Below are 15,482 nucleotides of genomic sequence, written 5' to 3'. Positions count from 1 at the left end.
CGCGAGCCGCTTCGGCCTGCCCGTCGCGGCGCCGCGCCCCAACGGCATCGGCGCCGACGGCCCCCAGCCCGACGCCGAGCTCGGCCTGCGACGCGCCCGCGCCGCCACTGCGCTCATGCTTGCGCTGCCCGGCGGTGCCTACGTCTACCAGGGCGAAGAGCTCGGCCTGCCCGAGCACACCAGCCTGCCGGACGAGGCACGTCAGGACCCGACCTTCGCGCGGACCAGCGGCGACGAACTCGGTCGCGACGGCTGTCGCGTGCCCATGGCCTGGACGAAGGGGGGTCCCTCCCTCGGCTTCAACGACACCGGTGCCGCGTGGCTGCCCCAGCCGCCGTCGTACGCCGACCTCGCGGTCGACGTGCAGACCGGGGTGGAGGGCTCGACCCTCGAGCTCTACCGCACCCTGCTGACCCTGCGGCGTCAGCGCCGGCTCGGCCTCGCCGCCCTGGCCGAGGTCGAGGACGTGGGCGATGACGTGCTCCGGTATCTCGCGACGGCTCCCGACGGCACACAGACCCTGGTGGTGGCCAACCTGTCGGCGGCGCCGGTGGCACTGCCCAAGGGTGCACACGTGCTCGTCGCATCAGGTGAACTCGTCGACGGACAGGTCCCTCCCGACACCTGCGTGTGGGCACAGGTCGACTGACATGGCGACGATCCTGCTGCTCCACTCAGCGCTCGGCCTGCGGCCCGGCATCCACTCCTTCGCCGAGCTGCTGCGCGAGCGTGGGCACGAGGTGGAGGTCCCCGACTTCTACGAGGGCCACGTCTTCGAGGTCGAGCGCGAGGGCATCGCCCACCGCGACGCCCACCCTGAGTACTTCGAGACCGTGCGCGAGCTCGTGGCGACCATGCCACCGGAGACCGTGCTCGCCGGCTTCTCCCTCGGCGCCTTCTTCGCGCAGCGGCTGGCCGCACGACGACCGCGAGCCGGCGCAGCGATCCTGCTGCACTCGGTCGCGGCACCGCGGCACGAGTGGTCCGGGGTGCCCGTCCAGGTGCATCGTCACGAGGACGACCCGTGGATCGCGCCGCCTGACGTGACGGCTCTGGGCGCGGCGGTGGAGGCGAGCGGGGCTCCCTTCGAGGACCACGTCACGCCCGGCCGTGGGCACCTCTTCACCGACCCCGACCTCCCGGGGTACGACGCTGCAGTCACCACGGCGACGGTCGAGCGGATCGACGCCTTCCTGCGCTGACCCACTGTCGGGGGCCGGCCCTACCGTCGGTACATGACCCTGACACTCGGCATGATCACGACCGACACGACCGATGCCACCGCTCTCGCCGCTTGGTGGGCGCAGCAGACTGACGGCACCATCACCCAGGACAACGACGGCTGGTTCGTGGTCGTCGAGCTACCCGCGGGGCCGATGCTCGCCTTCCAGAGGGTCGAGGACCCGACCCCGGGCAAGAACCGGCTGCACCTCGACCTGGGCACCACGGACCTCGACGGTGCCACCCAGCTGCTGCTGGCCGCCGGGGCACGTCACGTCGCCAACCACGAGATGGACGGCTTCCACTGGGTGACGCTCGCTGACCCCGACGGCAACGAGTTCTGCATCGCGCAGCACTGAGGATGTCGCCTAGGTTGGTGCCCGTGAGAGCCGCCGCGGAATTCGCCTACTTCGCCGACACCACCCCGATCGCGCTCGCCCACCGGGGCGGGTCGACCTATGAGCCCAATGTCGGGCGCGAAAACACGGTCGCTGCCTTCCAGCAGGCCGTCGACATGGGCTATCGCTACCTCGAGACCGACGTGCACGCGACCTCCGACGGACGCCTGATCGCCTTCCACGACGACGTGCTCGACCGCGTCACGGACGCACGGGGGACGATCGCCGACCTGCCATGGGAGGCGGTCGCAGCAGCCCGTATCCACGGGCTCGACGCGGTGCCGCTCATGGACGAGCTCTTCGAGACCTTCCCCGACGCGCGCTTCAACATCGACATCAAGTCCCCCGGCGCCATCGAGCCACTCGTCCAATCGATCCGCCGACACCGCGCCATCGACCGCGTGTGCATCGGCTCCTTCAGCGACGCCCGTCTGCGCGCGGTGCGTCAGGCACTGGGACCGGACCTGGCGACCTCCGCCGGTCCGCGTGACGTCGCGGCGACGCGCCTCCTCCCGAGCGTGCTGCACCGGCTGCTGCGTTCCCCGTCGCAGGCTCTGCAGATCCCGATCCAGCAGCAGGTCGGCCCGGTGCCCGTCACCCTCGTCACCCGCCGCCTCGTCGACGCCGCCCACCGTCTGGGCAAGCACGTCCACGTGTGGACCATCGACGACGCACCGGAGATGCACCGGCTGCTCGACCTCGGGGTCGACGGCATCGTCACCGACCGGATCGACACCCTGCGGGACGTGCTCGCGGAACGGGGTCACCCCCTTCGACCCTGAGGTGGGTCGAGACCGGCTGCGGATTCAGCCTCGCAGCGCCGCGATGACCCGCTCGACCGCGGTCGGACGCCCTGCCACGCTCCAGACGTGGCCGTACGCCTCGATCTGCTCGGCCCGACCACCGGCAGCGGTGACGAGGGCCGCGCCGGGCAGCCAGTCCCACTCCGGAACCGACTGCTGGGCCCACACGCCGATGCGGCCACCGGCGACGGCCGCCAGGTCGCACGAGCCGGAGCCGAACATGCGCACCGTCGCCGCCCCGGAGATCGCCCTGAGCCAGGGCTCGCGCAGCGTGTCCACGTGCAGGACACCGGGGTGGAGATAGGTGGCCATCGCCACCTCGTCCAGCGGAAGGTCGGCGAGCTCCTCGAGCGGCTGGCCGTTGAGGCTCGTGGGCAGGCCTCGCCCGCCCACCCATGCCTCGTCGACCGCCGGCTGGTGCACCGCGCCGAGGACCAGGCCCTCGCCATCGCGCAGGGCCAGCGCGCTGCACCACGTGCCGAGCCCGGAGAGGAAGTTGTAGGTCCCGTCGACCGGGTCGATGACCCAGGTCCGACCCGATCGGGAGCGTGCCTCGGCGCCTTCCTCACCGACGATGCCGTCGTCAGGCCGCAACCGGGCCAGAGTCCCTGCGACGAGGTCCTCGGCGGCGTGGTCGGCGGCGGTTACGACGTCGGAGATGGAGGTCTTGGACTCCCCGGAGATCCCCTCTGCCCGCATCCGGGTGGCCAGCTCAGCCGCCCGCCGGGTCAGCTCGAGGGCCAGTGTCGCGTCGTCGATGTCGGTGGGCAGGTCGGTGAGGTGATCGTCCACGAGCACCACACTATGGGTGTCGCCGACCGCGACGAAGGGGGGTCATCGCGCCAGGACGAAGCCACCCTCGGTCGCCACCCGGGTCCACGGACCGATCGTGTGGACCGTTGCCTGCGCGGCAGTGCCGGGGCGCAGGAAACCGAGGGCGTGCAGCCCGAAGGCCGTCCCCGCAGGGACCGGCGGGATCGTCTGCGTCATGCGTCCCCACACCCGCGAGCGCAGGTCCGCGACGGCGGCCGCTCCCGACCCCTCAGGGGCTCCTTGGGCAACCTCCGCGATGCCGACCCGGGCGACCTCGGCAAGGTCGGCGGCGGCGACCCGGCCCACCGGCTCCCATCCGGAGCGGGGCGGGCTGAGGGCGCGCCACGTGGGCTGCGAGGTCACCGGTGGCTCCTCGATGTCGGTGCCACCGCGGGCGAGCCTGTCCGTGATCGCCGAGATCGGGACAGTCGTGTCGAGGTGCGCGGCCTCGGCGAGGGCGAAGGTCCGCAGCCCCAGGACGAGGCCGCTGCTGCCGAGCCCCCGACCGGGGACCACGCAGGTCCAGGCCGCGAGCACGGTGCCGATGGCCTGCAGACGGACATCACCGGCATCATCAAGTCGCTTGGCGCGGGTCAGATAGGTGGCGAGGTCCGCGGCGCTCTCCGTGTCGGCGAGGCGCAGGGTGCTCATCGCCGGCGCCGCATGGCGACGGGGGCACCGAGCAGCGCGGTGAGCGCGGCGCGCTCGTCCCCGCTGAGCGAGCGCGGACGCTGGGCGGCCATGTCGAAGGCCACCATGGTCGACTCGGCGCGCGCATAGAGGGCGTCCTCGTCACGGATCTCGTAGCCCATCTCCCAGCTCGCACCGCCGAGGTGGGTCACCCACATGTCGATGGAGACCGGCTCAGGGCGGTAGGTGAGCTGCTCGAGGAACTCGATCTCCTGCCGGGCGAGCAGCACTCCCGAGCGGAGCATCGAGTCGCCGCCGCTGGCGCGGAACCACTCACCAAAGGCGCGGATCCGCGCCTCCTCGAGCAGTCGGTGGTACTGCACGTTGTTGACGTGGCCGTAGGCGTCCATGTCGCCCCAGCGCAGGACGACCTCCGTCGTGAACCTGGGGTCGGAAGGGGTCTCGCTCGTCATGTCCACATCCTCCCACCGCGGATCACTTCCATCCCCAATCCTCGTGACGACTGTGGGCCGTCGCACCCCTCGCCTACGGTGGAACGCATGAGCACCTCTCCCCCCACGGCCCTGACCGATGACGCGACGGCGGTGCTCCGACGACTCGTCGGGCGCGACGACGTCACCTTCCGCGATGGGCAGCTCGAGGCCATCGAGGCGCTCGTCGGTCACGGTCGGCGCGTCCTCGTCGTCCAGCGCACCGGGTGGGGCAAGTCGGCGGTCTACTTCGTCGCCTCCCAGCTGCAGCGGGCGAAGGGGGCCGGCCCCTCCCTCATCGTCTCTCCCCTGCTGGCGCTCATGCGCGACCAGATCGCGGCGGCCGAGCGGGCTGGGGTGCGAGCCGTGTCGATGAACTCCGCCAACGCGCAGGAGTGGGACGACGTCCGGGGCCGGCTCGCGCGCGACGAGGTCGACGTGCTGCTGGTCAGCCCCGAGCGCCTCAACAACCCACGCTTTCGCGCCGAGCAGCTGCCCGACCTCACCCGTCGTTGCGGTCTGCTCGTCGTCGACGAGGCGCACTGCGTCAGCGACTGGGGTCACGACTTCCGTCCCGACTACCGCCGGATCAAGGACCTGCTCGGCGAGCTGCCGCAGGGGACACCGGTGCTCGCGACGACAGCGACGGCCAACGAGCGCGTGGTGCGTGATGTCGAGGAGCAGCTGGCCGCCGGCACGCAGGACGAGGTGCTCACCGTGCGCGGTCAGCTGGCCCGCGACAGCCTGCGGCTCGGGGTGCTCCCCCGAGCCGGCATGGACCGCCACCTGGCCTGGCTGGCTACGCATCTCGGACAGCTCGAGGGCAGCGGCATCGTCTACACCCTGACCGTCAGCGGCGCCGAGGACGTGGCCGCGGCCCTGCAGTCGGCGGGCTACGAGGTGGCCGCCTACACCGGGCGCTCCGACACCGAGGAGCGCGCCGCGATGGAGGAGGCCCTGCGCCACAACAAGGTCAAGGCCCTCATCGCGACGAGCGCGCTCGGCATGGGCTTCGACAAGCCGGACCTCGGCTTCGTCGTGCACCTCGGGGCACCGTCCTCTCCCGTCGCGTACTACCAGCAGGTGGGTCGAGCCGGTCGCGCCACCGAGCGAGCCGATGTCGTCCTGCTGCCCGGGCACGACGATGTCTCGATCTGGAAGCACTTCGCGTCGGCCTCGATGCCCCGCGAGGACCAGGCCGCGGCGGTCCTCACCGCGCTCGCCGAGGCGGGCCGCGCGCTCTCGACCGCGGCGCTGGAGACGATCGTCGACATCCGACGCACGCGCCTGGAGCTCCTGCTCAAGGTGCTCGACGTCGACGGCGCGGTCCAGCGCGTGAGCGGCGGTTGGATCAGCACCGGCCAGCCGTGGGTCTATGACGCCGAGCGCTACGAGCGCGTGGCCGCGGCCCGCGAGGCCGAGCAGCAGCACATGCTCGACTACATCACCACCGACGGGTGCCGGATGGCCTTCCTCCAGCGCACCCTCGACGACCCGACCGCGCACGACTGCGGTCGGTGCGACCGGTGCGCCGGCCCCTGGATCGACGCGGACGTCCCCGACGGCGCCCTGGGCTCGGCCCGATCCACCCTCGACCGGGCAGGCGTCGACCTCGATCCTCGCGCCCAGTACCCCACCGGCATGGGCCGGCTGGGCGTCGACGTCAAGGGCAAGATCCCCGCAGGGGAAACCATGTCGCAGGGACGAGGACTCGCCCGCCTCACCGACCTCGGCTGGGGTCCCCGCGTCCGCGAGCTCCTCGCCGAGGACCAGCCGGTCCCGGAGTCCACGATCCGGGCGTGCGTGCGCGTGCTCGCCGAGTGGGGCTGGCAGACGCGGCCGGTCGGCATCGTCACGGTCCCCGCGCGCTCCCGTCCGACGCTGGTCGCCTCGCTCGCCGAGCAGCTGGGCCAGATCGGGCGCCTGCCGGTCCTGGGGTCGCTCGACCTCGTCGACGGCGGCCCGATCGGCGAGCCGGGCGGCAACTCCGCCTACCGCCTCTCGGGGGTGTGGGAGCGCCTCGTCGTCGGTCCAGAGCTCGCCGCGACCCTGGGTGATGTCCGCGGACCGGTCCTCCTCGTCGACGACATCGCCCACTCCCGGTGGACCCTCACCGTGGCTGCCCGCGCCCTGAGGCGGGCCGGCGTCGAGGAGGTCCTGCCCTTCGTCCTGGGGCTCGACGGCTGAGGCACGCACCCACCAGTCGGTGAGACTGATCTCACGACCACACCCGCCTCTCGCCTAGAGTCACGTCGTTGACCACGACACGAGGAGCCCCATGACCGCCGAGTCGATCGAGCAGGCACAGCGCATCGCGCTCAGCACCGCCCTGGCCACGCTGGACCTCGAGGACGTCGGGCACGCGACCATCCGGGTCGAGGGGCCCGAGGGCGTCGGCGAACTCGGCGCGAGCGCCGCGGACGTCTTCGAGGGCGAGAGCATCGCCATGCCGCACGGCCGCGTCTTCGGCGGGCAGGTCCTCGCGCAGGCACTCGTCGCGGCCGGGCGCACGATCCTGCCGGAGATGCCGCACCGCATGCCCCACTCGCTGCACGCCTATTTCATGCGACCGGGCGACTCGAGCCTGCCGATCCGCTTCGCCGTCGAGCGCATGCGCGACGGCCGCTCCTTCTCGACCCGGCGCGTCCATGCCCTGCAGCACGGACGTCCCATCCTGTCGATGACCGCGTCCTTCCAGGACCCGTCCGATGGCCTCGACCACCACTTGACGATGCCGGATGTTCCCTACCCCGAGGACCTCGGGTCCGTGTCCGACAAGTACGCCGGCATCGACCACCCGCGGGCCCAGTACATCGCGAGCCGACCGGTCGACCACCGCTATGTCGACGGCGACATCATGGTCGTCCCCGCCCCCGACCTCGACGGTCGCCAGCGCGTGTGGTTCCGCACGGTCGCGCAGCTGCCCCACGACCAGCTGACGCGGTGTGCCGTCCTGGCCTTCGCCTCCGACTACACCCCGATCGACACGATGCTGCGCGCCCACGGGCTGACCTGGGCGCAGCCCGGTCTGACCGCCGCGACCATCGACCACACGATCTGGTTCCACCGGCCCGTCGATCCCGGCGAGTGGCTGCTCTACGACCAGGAGTCGCCCTCCACCCGCTCGGGACGTGGACTCATGGTGGGCAAGGTCTTCACCGAGGACGGCACCCTTGTCGCGACGATCGCCCAAGAGGCGATGGTCCGCATCAAGCAGCGGGACGCCGGGACCGCACCCGGGGACAGTTCCTCTAAATAGGGACCCGGCCACGCCGAGGCCCCTCGGGGCCGCTGAAGGTCGCCCCATCAGACTCGCCAGCCGCGATCGAAGCCCGCGAATTCTCAGCATTATCAACACCGCAATGTTGCGCAATTCACATCGGTTGAGGTGAAGCAGCCCTCACTCGTTCCACTCCTTTTTATCTGGCACACTCCACAGTGTGATGAGCACGCCGGGAGGTCCCGAGGTTGGCGCCTCGGAGGACACGGAGCCGGCTGACACGAGCGCCGGGCTGCTGCGCTCCGCCGTGCGTCGCGACATCGTCGACACCTTGGCCAACCTCCCTCTGGGCCAGCGCGACGACGGGCTGACCGCCCAGGAGCTCGGTGACCTGGTGGGTCTGCACGCCACGACCGTCCGCTTCCACCTCGACCGGCTCGTGACCAGCGGTCTGGTGGACAGCCACTCGGTCCGCACCGCGGGCGCTGGGCGACCGAGCAAGCGCTATGTGGTCGCGCCCGGGTCCTTCGGGACCTTCCGGTCCGACTCCCACGCCACGCTCGCGGCCCTGCTGGCCGAGACGTGGACCGCCCGATCAGCCGACGGGCAACCGCTGACTCCCGAGGGGGCCGGCGCGATGTGGGCGCACTCGCGCGCCGACGAGCTCGTGGCGCGCATCCCCCCAACCGGGTCCGCCGCCACGGCGGGCGCCTGGCTGAGCAAGGTCGCTCTGATGATCGACGTCCTGCGGGCCTGGGGGTACACGCCTGTCGTGCGCACGCACGACGAGGGCCGCACTGCCGACGTCGACATCGTCGACTGCCCCTTCCTGGAGATTGCCCGCGAGCAGCCAGCAGTCGTCTGCGGGGTCCACCGCGGCCTCATGCGCGGCACCCTCGACGTCCTCGGTGAGCACGATGCCGAGCTCGTGCTGACCCCCTTCGTCGAGCCCACGCTCTGCAGGGCTCACCTCACCACTCGGACCCCCTTCGTCCCTCGAGGAGACATCTCATGACGCCCTCACCCACCGGTGGACCCTTCACCGAGCTCCCCCCGTCCGCAGGTCTGGACGGTCCGCTGTCCGAGGCACTCGTCGGCACGCGGCGCTTCTTCACCAAGGCGGGGATCTCCGATGACCAGCGGTCGATGTTCATCGAGGGTGGACGCAGTGGTGACTCCTTCTACCGCGACCGCTGGAGCCACGACAAGGTCGTTCGCTCCACGCACGGCGTCAACTGCACCGGGTCCTGCTCGTGGAAGATCTACGTCAAGGACGGGATCATCACCTGGGAGGCCCAGCAGACCGACTACCCGAGCGCCGGCGCCGACCGGCCCGAGTACGAGCCGCGCGGCTGCCCGCGAGGTGCCGCCTTCTCCTGGTACACCTACTCCCCCACCCGGGTGCGCTACCCCTACGTCCGCGGCACGCTGCTGCAGATGTTCCGCGCGGCCAAGGAGCGGTACGGCGACCCGGTCGTCGCGTGGGGCTCGATCGTGCAGGACCCCGAGCTGACCCGCACCTACAAGAGCGGCCGGGGCAAGGGCGGTCTGGTCCGCGCGTCCTGGGACGAGGTCGTCGACATGATCTCGGCCGCCTACGTCTACACGATCAAGCGCTGGGGCCCCGACCGCATCGCCGGCTTCTCCCCCATCCCCGCGATGTCCCAGGTCAGCTATGTCTCCGGCGCCCGCTTCAACGAGCTCATCGGGGCGCCGATGCTCTCCTTCTACGACTGGTACGCCGACCTGCCCAATGCCTCGCCGCAGATGTTCGGCGACCAGACCGATGTCCCCGAGTCGGGCGACTGGTGGGACGCGGGCTACCTCATCATGTGGGGCTCCAATGTCCCGCTGACCCGCACCCCGGACGCCCACTGGATGATCGAGGCCCGCTACCGGGGGCAGAAGGTCATCGCCGTCGCCCCCGACTACGCCGAAAACGTGAAGTTCGCCGACGAGTGGGTGGCGGCTGCGCCCGGCACCGACGGCGCACTGGCCATGGCGATGGGCCACGTCCTGCTCAAGGAGTACTTCGTCGACCAACAGGTCGACTTCTTCACCGGCTACAACCAGCAGTACACGGACCTGCCCTACCTCGTCACCCTCGAGCCCACGAGCGAAGGGGGGTACGCCCCGTCGAAGTTCCTCGTCGCCGGCGACTTCGACAACGCCGAGCAGGGCTCCGAGAACGCCATGTGGAAGACCGCGGTCATCGACGAGGTGACCGACGAGGTCGTCATCCCCCAAGGCTCGATCGGTCACCGCTTCGGCGACGAGGGCCTGGGCCGATGGAACCTCGAGCTCGGTGACATCCGTCCACGCCTCAGCCTCTACGGCGAGGCGCAGTCCGTGGAGGTCGAGCTGCCCCGCTTCGACAACCTCGACGGTCAGATGGGCCTGGAGCGCCGTGGCGTCCCGGTGCGTCGCGTCGGCGACCACCTCGTGACGACGGTGCTCGACCTCATGCTCGCCCACTACGGCGTGGCCCGCGATGGCCTGCCGGGCGCCTGGCCCACCGGCTACGAGGACGCGAGCGTCCCGGCCACACCCGCATGGGGCGCCGAGATCACCGGTGTCCCCATCGAGCAGATCATCCGGCTGTCCCGCGAGTGGGCGGACAACGCGATCGACACGACCGGTCGCGGCATGATCCTCATGGGCGCCGGCACGAACCACTGGTACCACTCCGACCAGATCTACCGGGCGATGCTTGTGCTGACGACGATCACCGGCTGCCAGGGCCGCAACGGCGGAGGCTGGGCGCACTACGTCGGTCAGGAAAAGGTCCGCCCGCTCATGGGCTTCCAGCACATGGCCTTCGCCCTGGACTGGGTCCGGCCCCCGCGACACATGAATCAGACGGCGTACTGGTACGTCAACACCAGCCAGTACCGCTACGACACCTTCGACGCCGATGAGGCCAACGGCAACACCGGGGCCTTTGCCGGGCGGACGACGATGGACCTGCTCGCGCAGTCGGTCAGGTTGGGTTGGACGCCGAGCTACCCGCAGTTCGACCGCAGCTCTCTCGTCGTCGCCGACGAGGCGAAGGAGGCCGGCGTCCCGGTCGCCGACTACGTCGCCCGCTCCTTGGTCGACGGCAGTCTGAAGTTCGCGATCGAGGACCCCGAGGCGCCGGACAACCACCCGCGCATCCTGTCGCTGTGGCGGGCCAACCTCTTCGGCAGCTCGGCCAAGGGCAACGAGTACTTCCTGCGGCACCTGCTCGGCACCGACAACGCGGTCAAGGCCAGCGAGGCCGACGAGGCACACCGTCCCCAGGACGTCGTGTGGGCCGACGAGGCGCCCGAGGGCAAGCTCGACCTGCTCATCACCCTCGACTTCCGCATGACGAGCTCCACCCTGTTGTCCGATGTCGTCCTGCCGGCCGCCACCTGGTATGAGAAGCACGACATCAACACCACGGACATGCACCCCTTCATCAATTCCTTCAACCCGGCCATCGCGCCACCGTGGCAGTCCAAGAACGACTGGGACACCTGGAAGGTCATCGCCAAGCGCTTCTCCGAGCTGGCCGCCGACCACCTCGGCACGCGCACCGACGTCGTCGCCAAGCCGTTGTGGCACGACACACCGGAGGCCATGGCCACAGTCCACGGACGGGTCCTCGACTGGGCGAAGGGAGAGTGCGAGGCCATCCCCGGCAAGACGCTCCCGGTGCTTGCCGAGGTGACCCGCGACTATGCCGCGATCTACGACAAGATGACCTCGATCGGGCCACTGCTGGACACGGTCGGCATGGTGACCAAGGGGGTTCCCTACGAGCCCTCGCGAGAGATCGACCTACTGCGCCAACGCAATGGCACGGTCCATGGCGGGGTCGGTGACGGCCGCCCCAAGTTGGACACCGACATCCACGTCGCCGAGGCGATCATGCACCTGTCGGGCACGACCAACGGCCACCTGGCCACCCAGGGTTTCAAGGCATTGGAGAAGCGCACCGGCACCCAGCTGCACGATCTCGCCGCCGAGCACGAGGGCAAGCTGATCACCTTCGCCGACACCCAGGCGGCGCCGGTGCCGGTCATCACCTCGCCGGAGTGGTCGGGCAGTGAGTCCGGGGGCCGGCGCTATGCCCCCTTCACCATCAACATCGAGCGGCACAAGCCCTTCCACACCCTGACCGGCCGACAGCAGTTCTTCCTCGACCACGACTGGATGCTCGCCATGGGTGAGGGCCTGCCGACCTATCGACCACCGCTCAACATGACCCGCCTCTTCGGTGAGACACCCATCGGCGAGCAGACCGCGCTCGGCGTGAGCGTGCGCTACCTGACGCCGCACAACAAGTGGTCGATCCACTCCGAGTACCAGGACAACCTCTTCATGCTGAGCCTCAGTCGTGGCGGGCAGACGATCTGGATGTCCACCCTCGACGCGGCCAAGATCGGCGTCAAGGACAACGACTGGATCGAGGCCGTCAACCGCAACGGCGTCGTCGCTGCCCGCGCCGTGGTCAGCCACCGGATGCCCGAGGGCACGGTCTTCATGCACCACGCGCAGGACCGCCTGATCGACGTCCCCCTCACCGAGACCGACCAGCGCCGCGGCGGCATCCACAACAGCCTCACCCGCATCCTGCTCAAACCGAGCCACATCATCGGTGGCTACGCCCAGCTGTCCTACTTCTTCAACTACATCGGACCCACCGGCAACAACCGGGACGAAGTCACGATGATCCGCCGCCGCACCAACCAAGACGTGGAGTACTGACATGAAGGTCATGGCACAGATGGCGATGGTCATGAACCTCGACAAGTGCATCGGGTGCCACACCTGCTCGGTCACCTGCAAGCAGGCGTGGACCAACCGCAGCGGCACGGAGTACGTCTGGTTCAACAATGTCGAGACCCGCCCCGGTCTGGGCTATCCGCGCGGCTACGAGGACCAGGACGAATGGAAGGGGGGATGGACCCGCGCCACCAACGGCCGCCTGAAGCTGCGTGCCGGTGGTCGGGTGAGCAAGCTGCTCAACATCTTCTCCAACCCCAAGATGCCGAGCATCCATGACTACTACGAGCCGTGGACCTACGACTACGAGACGCTGCTCAACGCCCCCGCGCAGAAGCACTTCCCGGTCGCGCGGCCCTACTCGCTCATCTCCGGCAAGAAGATGAACGTGTCGTGGTCGGCCAACTGGGACGACGACCTCGGCGGCAGCCTCGAGCACGCCGTCAAGGACCCGATGCTCAAGGGCATCGAGGACAAGGTGAAGTTCGAGTTCGACCAGACCTTCATGTTCTACCTGCCCCGCATCTGCGAGCACTGCCTCAACCCCAGCTGCGCGGCGTCCTGCCCCTCCGGCGCGATCTACAAGCGCGAGGAGGACGGCATCGTCCTGGTCGACCAGGAGCAGTGCCGCGGCTGGCGCATGTGCGTCACCGGCTGCCCGTACAAGAAGGTCTACTTCAACCACAAGACCGGCAAGGCCGAGAAGTGCACCTTCTGCTACCCGCGGATCGAGGTCGGCATCCCGACCGTCTGCGCCGAGACCTGTGTCGGACGCCTGCGCTACATCGGGATCATGCTCTACGACGCCGACCGGGTCCTCGACGCGGCCTCGGTGGAGGACGACCACGACCTCTACGAGGCGCAGCGCTCGGTCTTCCTCGACCCCTTCGACCCGCAGGTCCAGCGGGCGGCGGAGGAGGCCGGCATCCCGGGCGACTGGGTCGAGGCGGCCAAGGCCTCCCCCGTGCGGCGCCTGATCATGGACTACGAGGTGGCGCTCCCCCTCCACCCGGAGTACCGCACGATGCCGATGGTCTGGTACATCCCGCCGCTGTCGCCGGTCGTCGACGTCATCAAGGACACCGGCTACGACGGCGAGGACAAGGACAACCTCTTCGCGGCCATCGACACCCTGCGCATCCCCGTGGAGTACCTCGCCAACCTCTTCACGGCCGGCGACGTGCGCCCGGTCAACGAGGTGCTCAAGAAGCTGGCGGCCATGCGCAGCTACATGCGCGACATCAACCTCGGCCGCGACCCCAGGGCGGAGATCCCCGCGGCCGTCGGCATGGAGGAGGAGGCGATGTACGAGATGTACCGCCTGCTCGCCCTGGCCAAGTACGACGAGCGCTATGTCATCCCCACCGCCCACGGCGAGCAGGCCCACGGGCTCGAGGAGCTGGCCACCGACTGTGCCGTCTCCGGCTACGACGAGGAGATCGACCTGTCCGGCCCCTTCGGTGAGGGCTCCGGCCGTGGCGCCCTCACCCCCGTCGCGGTCGAGAACTTCCAGATGCTGCAGGAGCGCCAGACCTCCGACCAGCTCGTCGCCGGCGGCAGCAAGGGCGGCCGGGTCAACTTGCTCAACTGGGACGGCAAGGGCACTCCTGACGGGCTCTTCCCCCACTCCGACGGTGACCAGTCATGATGCCGTGGCGGCGGCATCGCAAGACCGAGCCCGGCGTGCCGGGACGGGCCCTGGCTGACGCCTGGCAGGTCATCTCACTGCTCCTGGACTACCCCGACGAGCGTCTGGTCGCCCTGGTCCCCGTCCTGCGCGAGAGTGCGTCAGCGCTGCCGCCTGGTGTGGGTGATCCCATCCGGGAGGTCCTCGACCACGTCGAGCGCACCGACCTGACCTCCCTGCAGGCGGACTACGTCGACACCTTCGACGTCACCCGCAGGTGCGCCCTGCACATGACCTACTTCCTGCACGGTGACACCCGCAAGCGAGGGGTCGCGCTCGTGCAGTTCAAGCAGGCCTACCGCGCCGCCGGCGTGGAGCTCGACGACGAGGACGCCGAGCTGCCCGACCACCTGTGCGTGCTGCTCGAGTTCGGCGCGACCTGCGACGCGGACACCGCGTGGAAGCTGCTCAACGACCACCGCGTCGGCATCGAGCTGCTGTACACCGCCCTCACCGGCAAGCAGTCACCGTGGTTGCCCGCCGTCCGGGCGCTGCGCGCCACCCTGCCGCAGCTGCAGGGTGACGACGAGCAGGCTCTGGCCCGTCTCATCGCCCAGGGTCCGCCCCAGGAGGACGTCGGCATCGACACTGCGCCCTATGCGCAGGACCCGGCCCTGGACGAGCACCTCGCCGGCGCACCTCGCCCCGCACCGCCATCCACCGAGACCCACCTCGGCTCGACCATCCCTGTAGGAGCCCCCCGATGAGCGTCTTCCTCTGGGTCATCGTCCCCTACCTCACCCTGGCGACCTTCGTCGTGGGCCACGTGTGGCGCTACCGCTACGACCAGTTCGGCTGGACGACCCGCTCCTCCCAGCTCTACGAGGACCGGCTGCTGCGCATCGGCAGCCCGCTCTTCCACTTCGGGATGATCGGCGTGGTGGCCGGTCACGTCATCGGTCTGGTCATCCCCCAGGTCTGGACCGACGCCTTCGGGCTGAGCCGGCACGCCTACCACGTCATCGCGCTGGCCGGCGGCATCCCGGCGGGCATCGCCACGCTCGTGGGGCTGGTCATCCTCGTCTACCGGCGGCGCACGACCGGGCCGGTCTTCTCCGCGACGACGGTCAACGACAAGGTGATGTATGTCCTCCTCGCCGCCGTGATCATCCTCGGCATGTGGAACACCATCGCCGGCTCGCTCCTGGAGTTCGGCGGCGAGTACAACTACCGCGACGGTGTCTCGCCGTGGTGGCGCGGGGTCTTCACCTTCCGCCCCGACCCGGAGCTCATGGCGCTCGCCCCCATCGGCTTCAAGCTGCACGCCCTCGTGGCGATGGCGCTCTTCGCGATGTGGCCCTTCACCCGGCTCGTCCACGTCTTCAGCGCGCCGGTCGGCTACCTCACCCGTCCCTACCTCGTCTACCGCTCGCGTGATGCCCGCAGCGGGTACGGCACCGGGACGCAGGCGCCGCGTCGCGGCTGGGACAAGCCCGACCTGCCCAGCAAGAGGTGAGCCGACTACCG

At 69.9% G+C, this 15,482-nt stretch carries 14 protein-coding genes; 11 read left to right on the top strand and 3 right to left on the bottom strand.

Annotated features, from left to right (window positions below; genetic code table 11):
• The 4 genes from JLI01S_RS14490 to JLI01S_RS14475 form a co-directional block, all read left to right on the top strand.
• The coding region (locus JLI01S_RS14490) for an alpha-amylase family glycosyl hydrolase (protein WP_157074978.1) at positions 1-649 on the top strand (649 nt) is incomplete at its 5' end.
• Between the two features lies 1 nt (position 650).
• Positions 651-1,202, top strand: coding sequence for a dienelactone hydrolase family protein (locus JLI01S_RS14485; protein ID WP_068265880.1), 552 nt, complete (start codon positions 651-653; stop codon positions 1,200-1,202).
• A gap of 33 nt (positions 1,203-1,235) precedes the next feature.
• Positions 1,236-1,580 carry a VOC family protein gene (locus tag JLI01S_RS14480; RefSeq protein WP_068265878.1) on the top strand — a complete coding sequence of 115 codons (345 nt, stop codon included), beginning with the start codon at positions 1,236-1,238 and terminating at the stop codon, positions 1,578-1,580.
• Between the two features lie 23 nt (positions 1,581-1,603).
• Entirely contained in the window at positions 1,604-2,401 is a 798-nt protein-coding gene (locus JLI01S_RS14475; protein WP_068265894.1) for a glycerophosphodiester phosphodiesterase family protein, read from the top strand.
• 24 nt (positions 2,402-2,425) lie between these two features.
• Here the strand turns inward: JLI01S_RS14475 and JLI01S_RS14470 are convergent, their stop codons facing one another.
• The 3 genes from JLI01S_RS14470 to JLI01S_RS14460 are packed head-to-tail and all read right to left on the bottom strand — an operon-like array spanning position 2,426 to position 4,338.
• Positions 2,426-3,214 (bottom strand): inositol monophosphatase family protein, encoded by a 789-nt coding sequence (locus JLI01S_RS14470; RefSeq protein WP_068265896.1) that lies wholly within the window; start codon positions 3,212-3,214, stop codon positions 2,426-2,428.
• Between the two features lie 42 nt (positions 3,215-3,256).
• Positions 3,257-3,886, bottom strand: coding sequence for a DUF8185 domain-containing protein (locus tag JLI01S_RS14465; RefSeq protein WP_068265876.1), 630 nt, complete (start codon positions 3,884-3,886; stop codon positions 3,257-3,259).
• Entirely contained in the window at positions 3,883-4,338 is a 456-nt protein-coding gene (locus JLI01S_RS14460; RefSeq protein ID WP_068265874.1) for an acyl-CoA thioesterase, read from the bottom strand. Before JLI01S_RS14460 ends, JLI01S_RS14465 begins: the two co-directional genes overlap by 4 nt.
• Positions 4,339-4,425: 87 nt before the next feature.
• Here JLI01S_RS14460 and JLI01S_RS14455 point away from each other — a divergent pair, with 87 nt between their 5' ends.
• From JLI01S_RS14455 to narI, 7 genes are all read left to right on the top strand, one after another.
• The gene (locus JLI01S_RS14455) at positions 4,426-6,543 is read left to right on the top strand and encodes a RecQ family ATP-dependent DNA helicase (RefSeq protein ID WP_068265872.1); all 2,118 of its coding nucleotides are present in this window, start codon (positions 4,426-4,428) and stop codon (positions 6,541-6,543) included.
• A 91-nt stretch (positions 6,544-6,634) separates the two neighbouring features.
• Positions 6,635-7,615: an acyl-CoA thioesterase gene (locus JLI01S_RS14450; protein ID WP_068265870.1), complete on the top strand. Its 981-nt coding sequence runs from the start codon at positions 6,635-6,637 to the stop codon at positions 7,613-7,615.
• A gap of 184 nt (positions 7,616-7,799) precedes the next feature.
• Positions 7,800-8,591, top strand: a complete 792-nt coding sequence (locus JLI01S_RS14445) for a helix-turn-helix transcriptional regulator (protein ID WP_084349463.1) — start codon at positions 7,800-7,802, stop codon at positions 8,589-8,591.
• Positions 8,588-12,310 carry a nitrate reductase subunit alpha gene (locus JLI01S_RS14440; RefSeq protein ID WP_068265867.1) on the top strand — a complete coding sequence of 1,241 codons (3,723 nt, stop codon included), beginning with the start codon at positions 8,588-8,590 and terminating at the stop codon, positions 12,308-12,310. The genes JLI01S_RS14445 and JLI01S_RS14440 overlap by 4 nt, the downstream gene beginning before the upstream one ends.
• Before the next feature lies 1 nt (position 12,311).
• Entirely contained in the window at positions 12,312-13,976 is a 1,665-nt protein-coding gene (gene narH, locus JLI01S_RS14435; protein WP_068265866.1) for a nitrate reductase subunit beta, read from the top strand.
• Positions 13,973-14,722 (top strand): nitrate reductase molybdenum cofactor assembly chaperone, encoded by a 750-nt coding sequence (gene narJ, locus JLI01S_RS14430; RefSeq protein ID WP_068265865.1) that lies wholly within the window; start codon positions 13,973-13,975, stop codon positions 14,720-14,722. Before narH ends, narJ begins: the two co-directional genes overlap by 4 nt.
• Entirely contained in the window at positions 14,719-15,471 is a 753-nt protein-coding gene (narI, locus tag JLI01S_RS14425; RefSeq protein ID WP_068265860.1) for a respiratory nitrate reductase subunit gamma, read from the top strand. The genes narJ and narI overlap by 4 nt, the downstream gene beginning before the upstream one ends.
• The last annotated feature ends 11 nt before the right edge of the window (positions 15,472-15,482 follow it).

The organism is Janibacter limosus NBRC 16128 (genome assembly GCF_001570985.1).
Classification (GTDB): domain Bacteria; phylum Actinomycetota; class Actinomycetes; order Actinomycetales; family Dermatophilaceae; genus Janibacter; species Janibacter limosus.
This window is presented reverse-complemented; position numbering and strand designations above follow the sequence as displayed.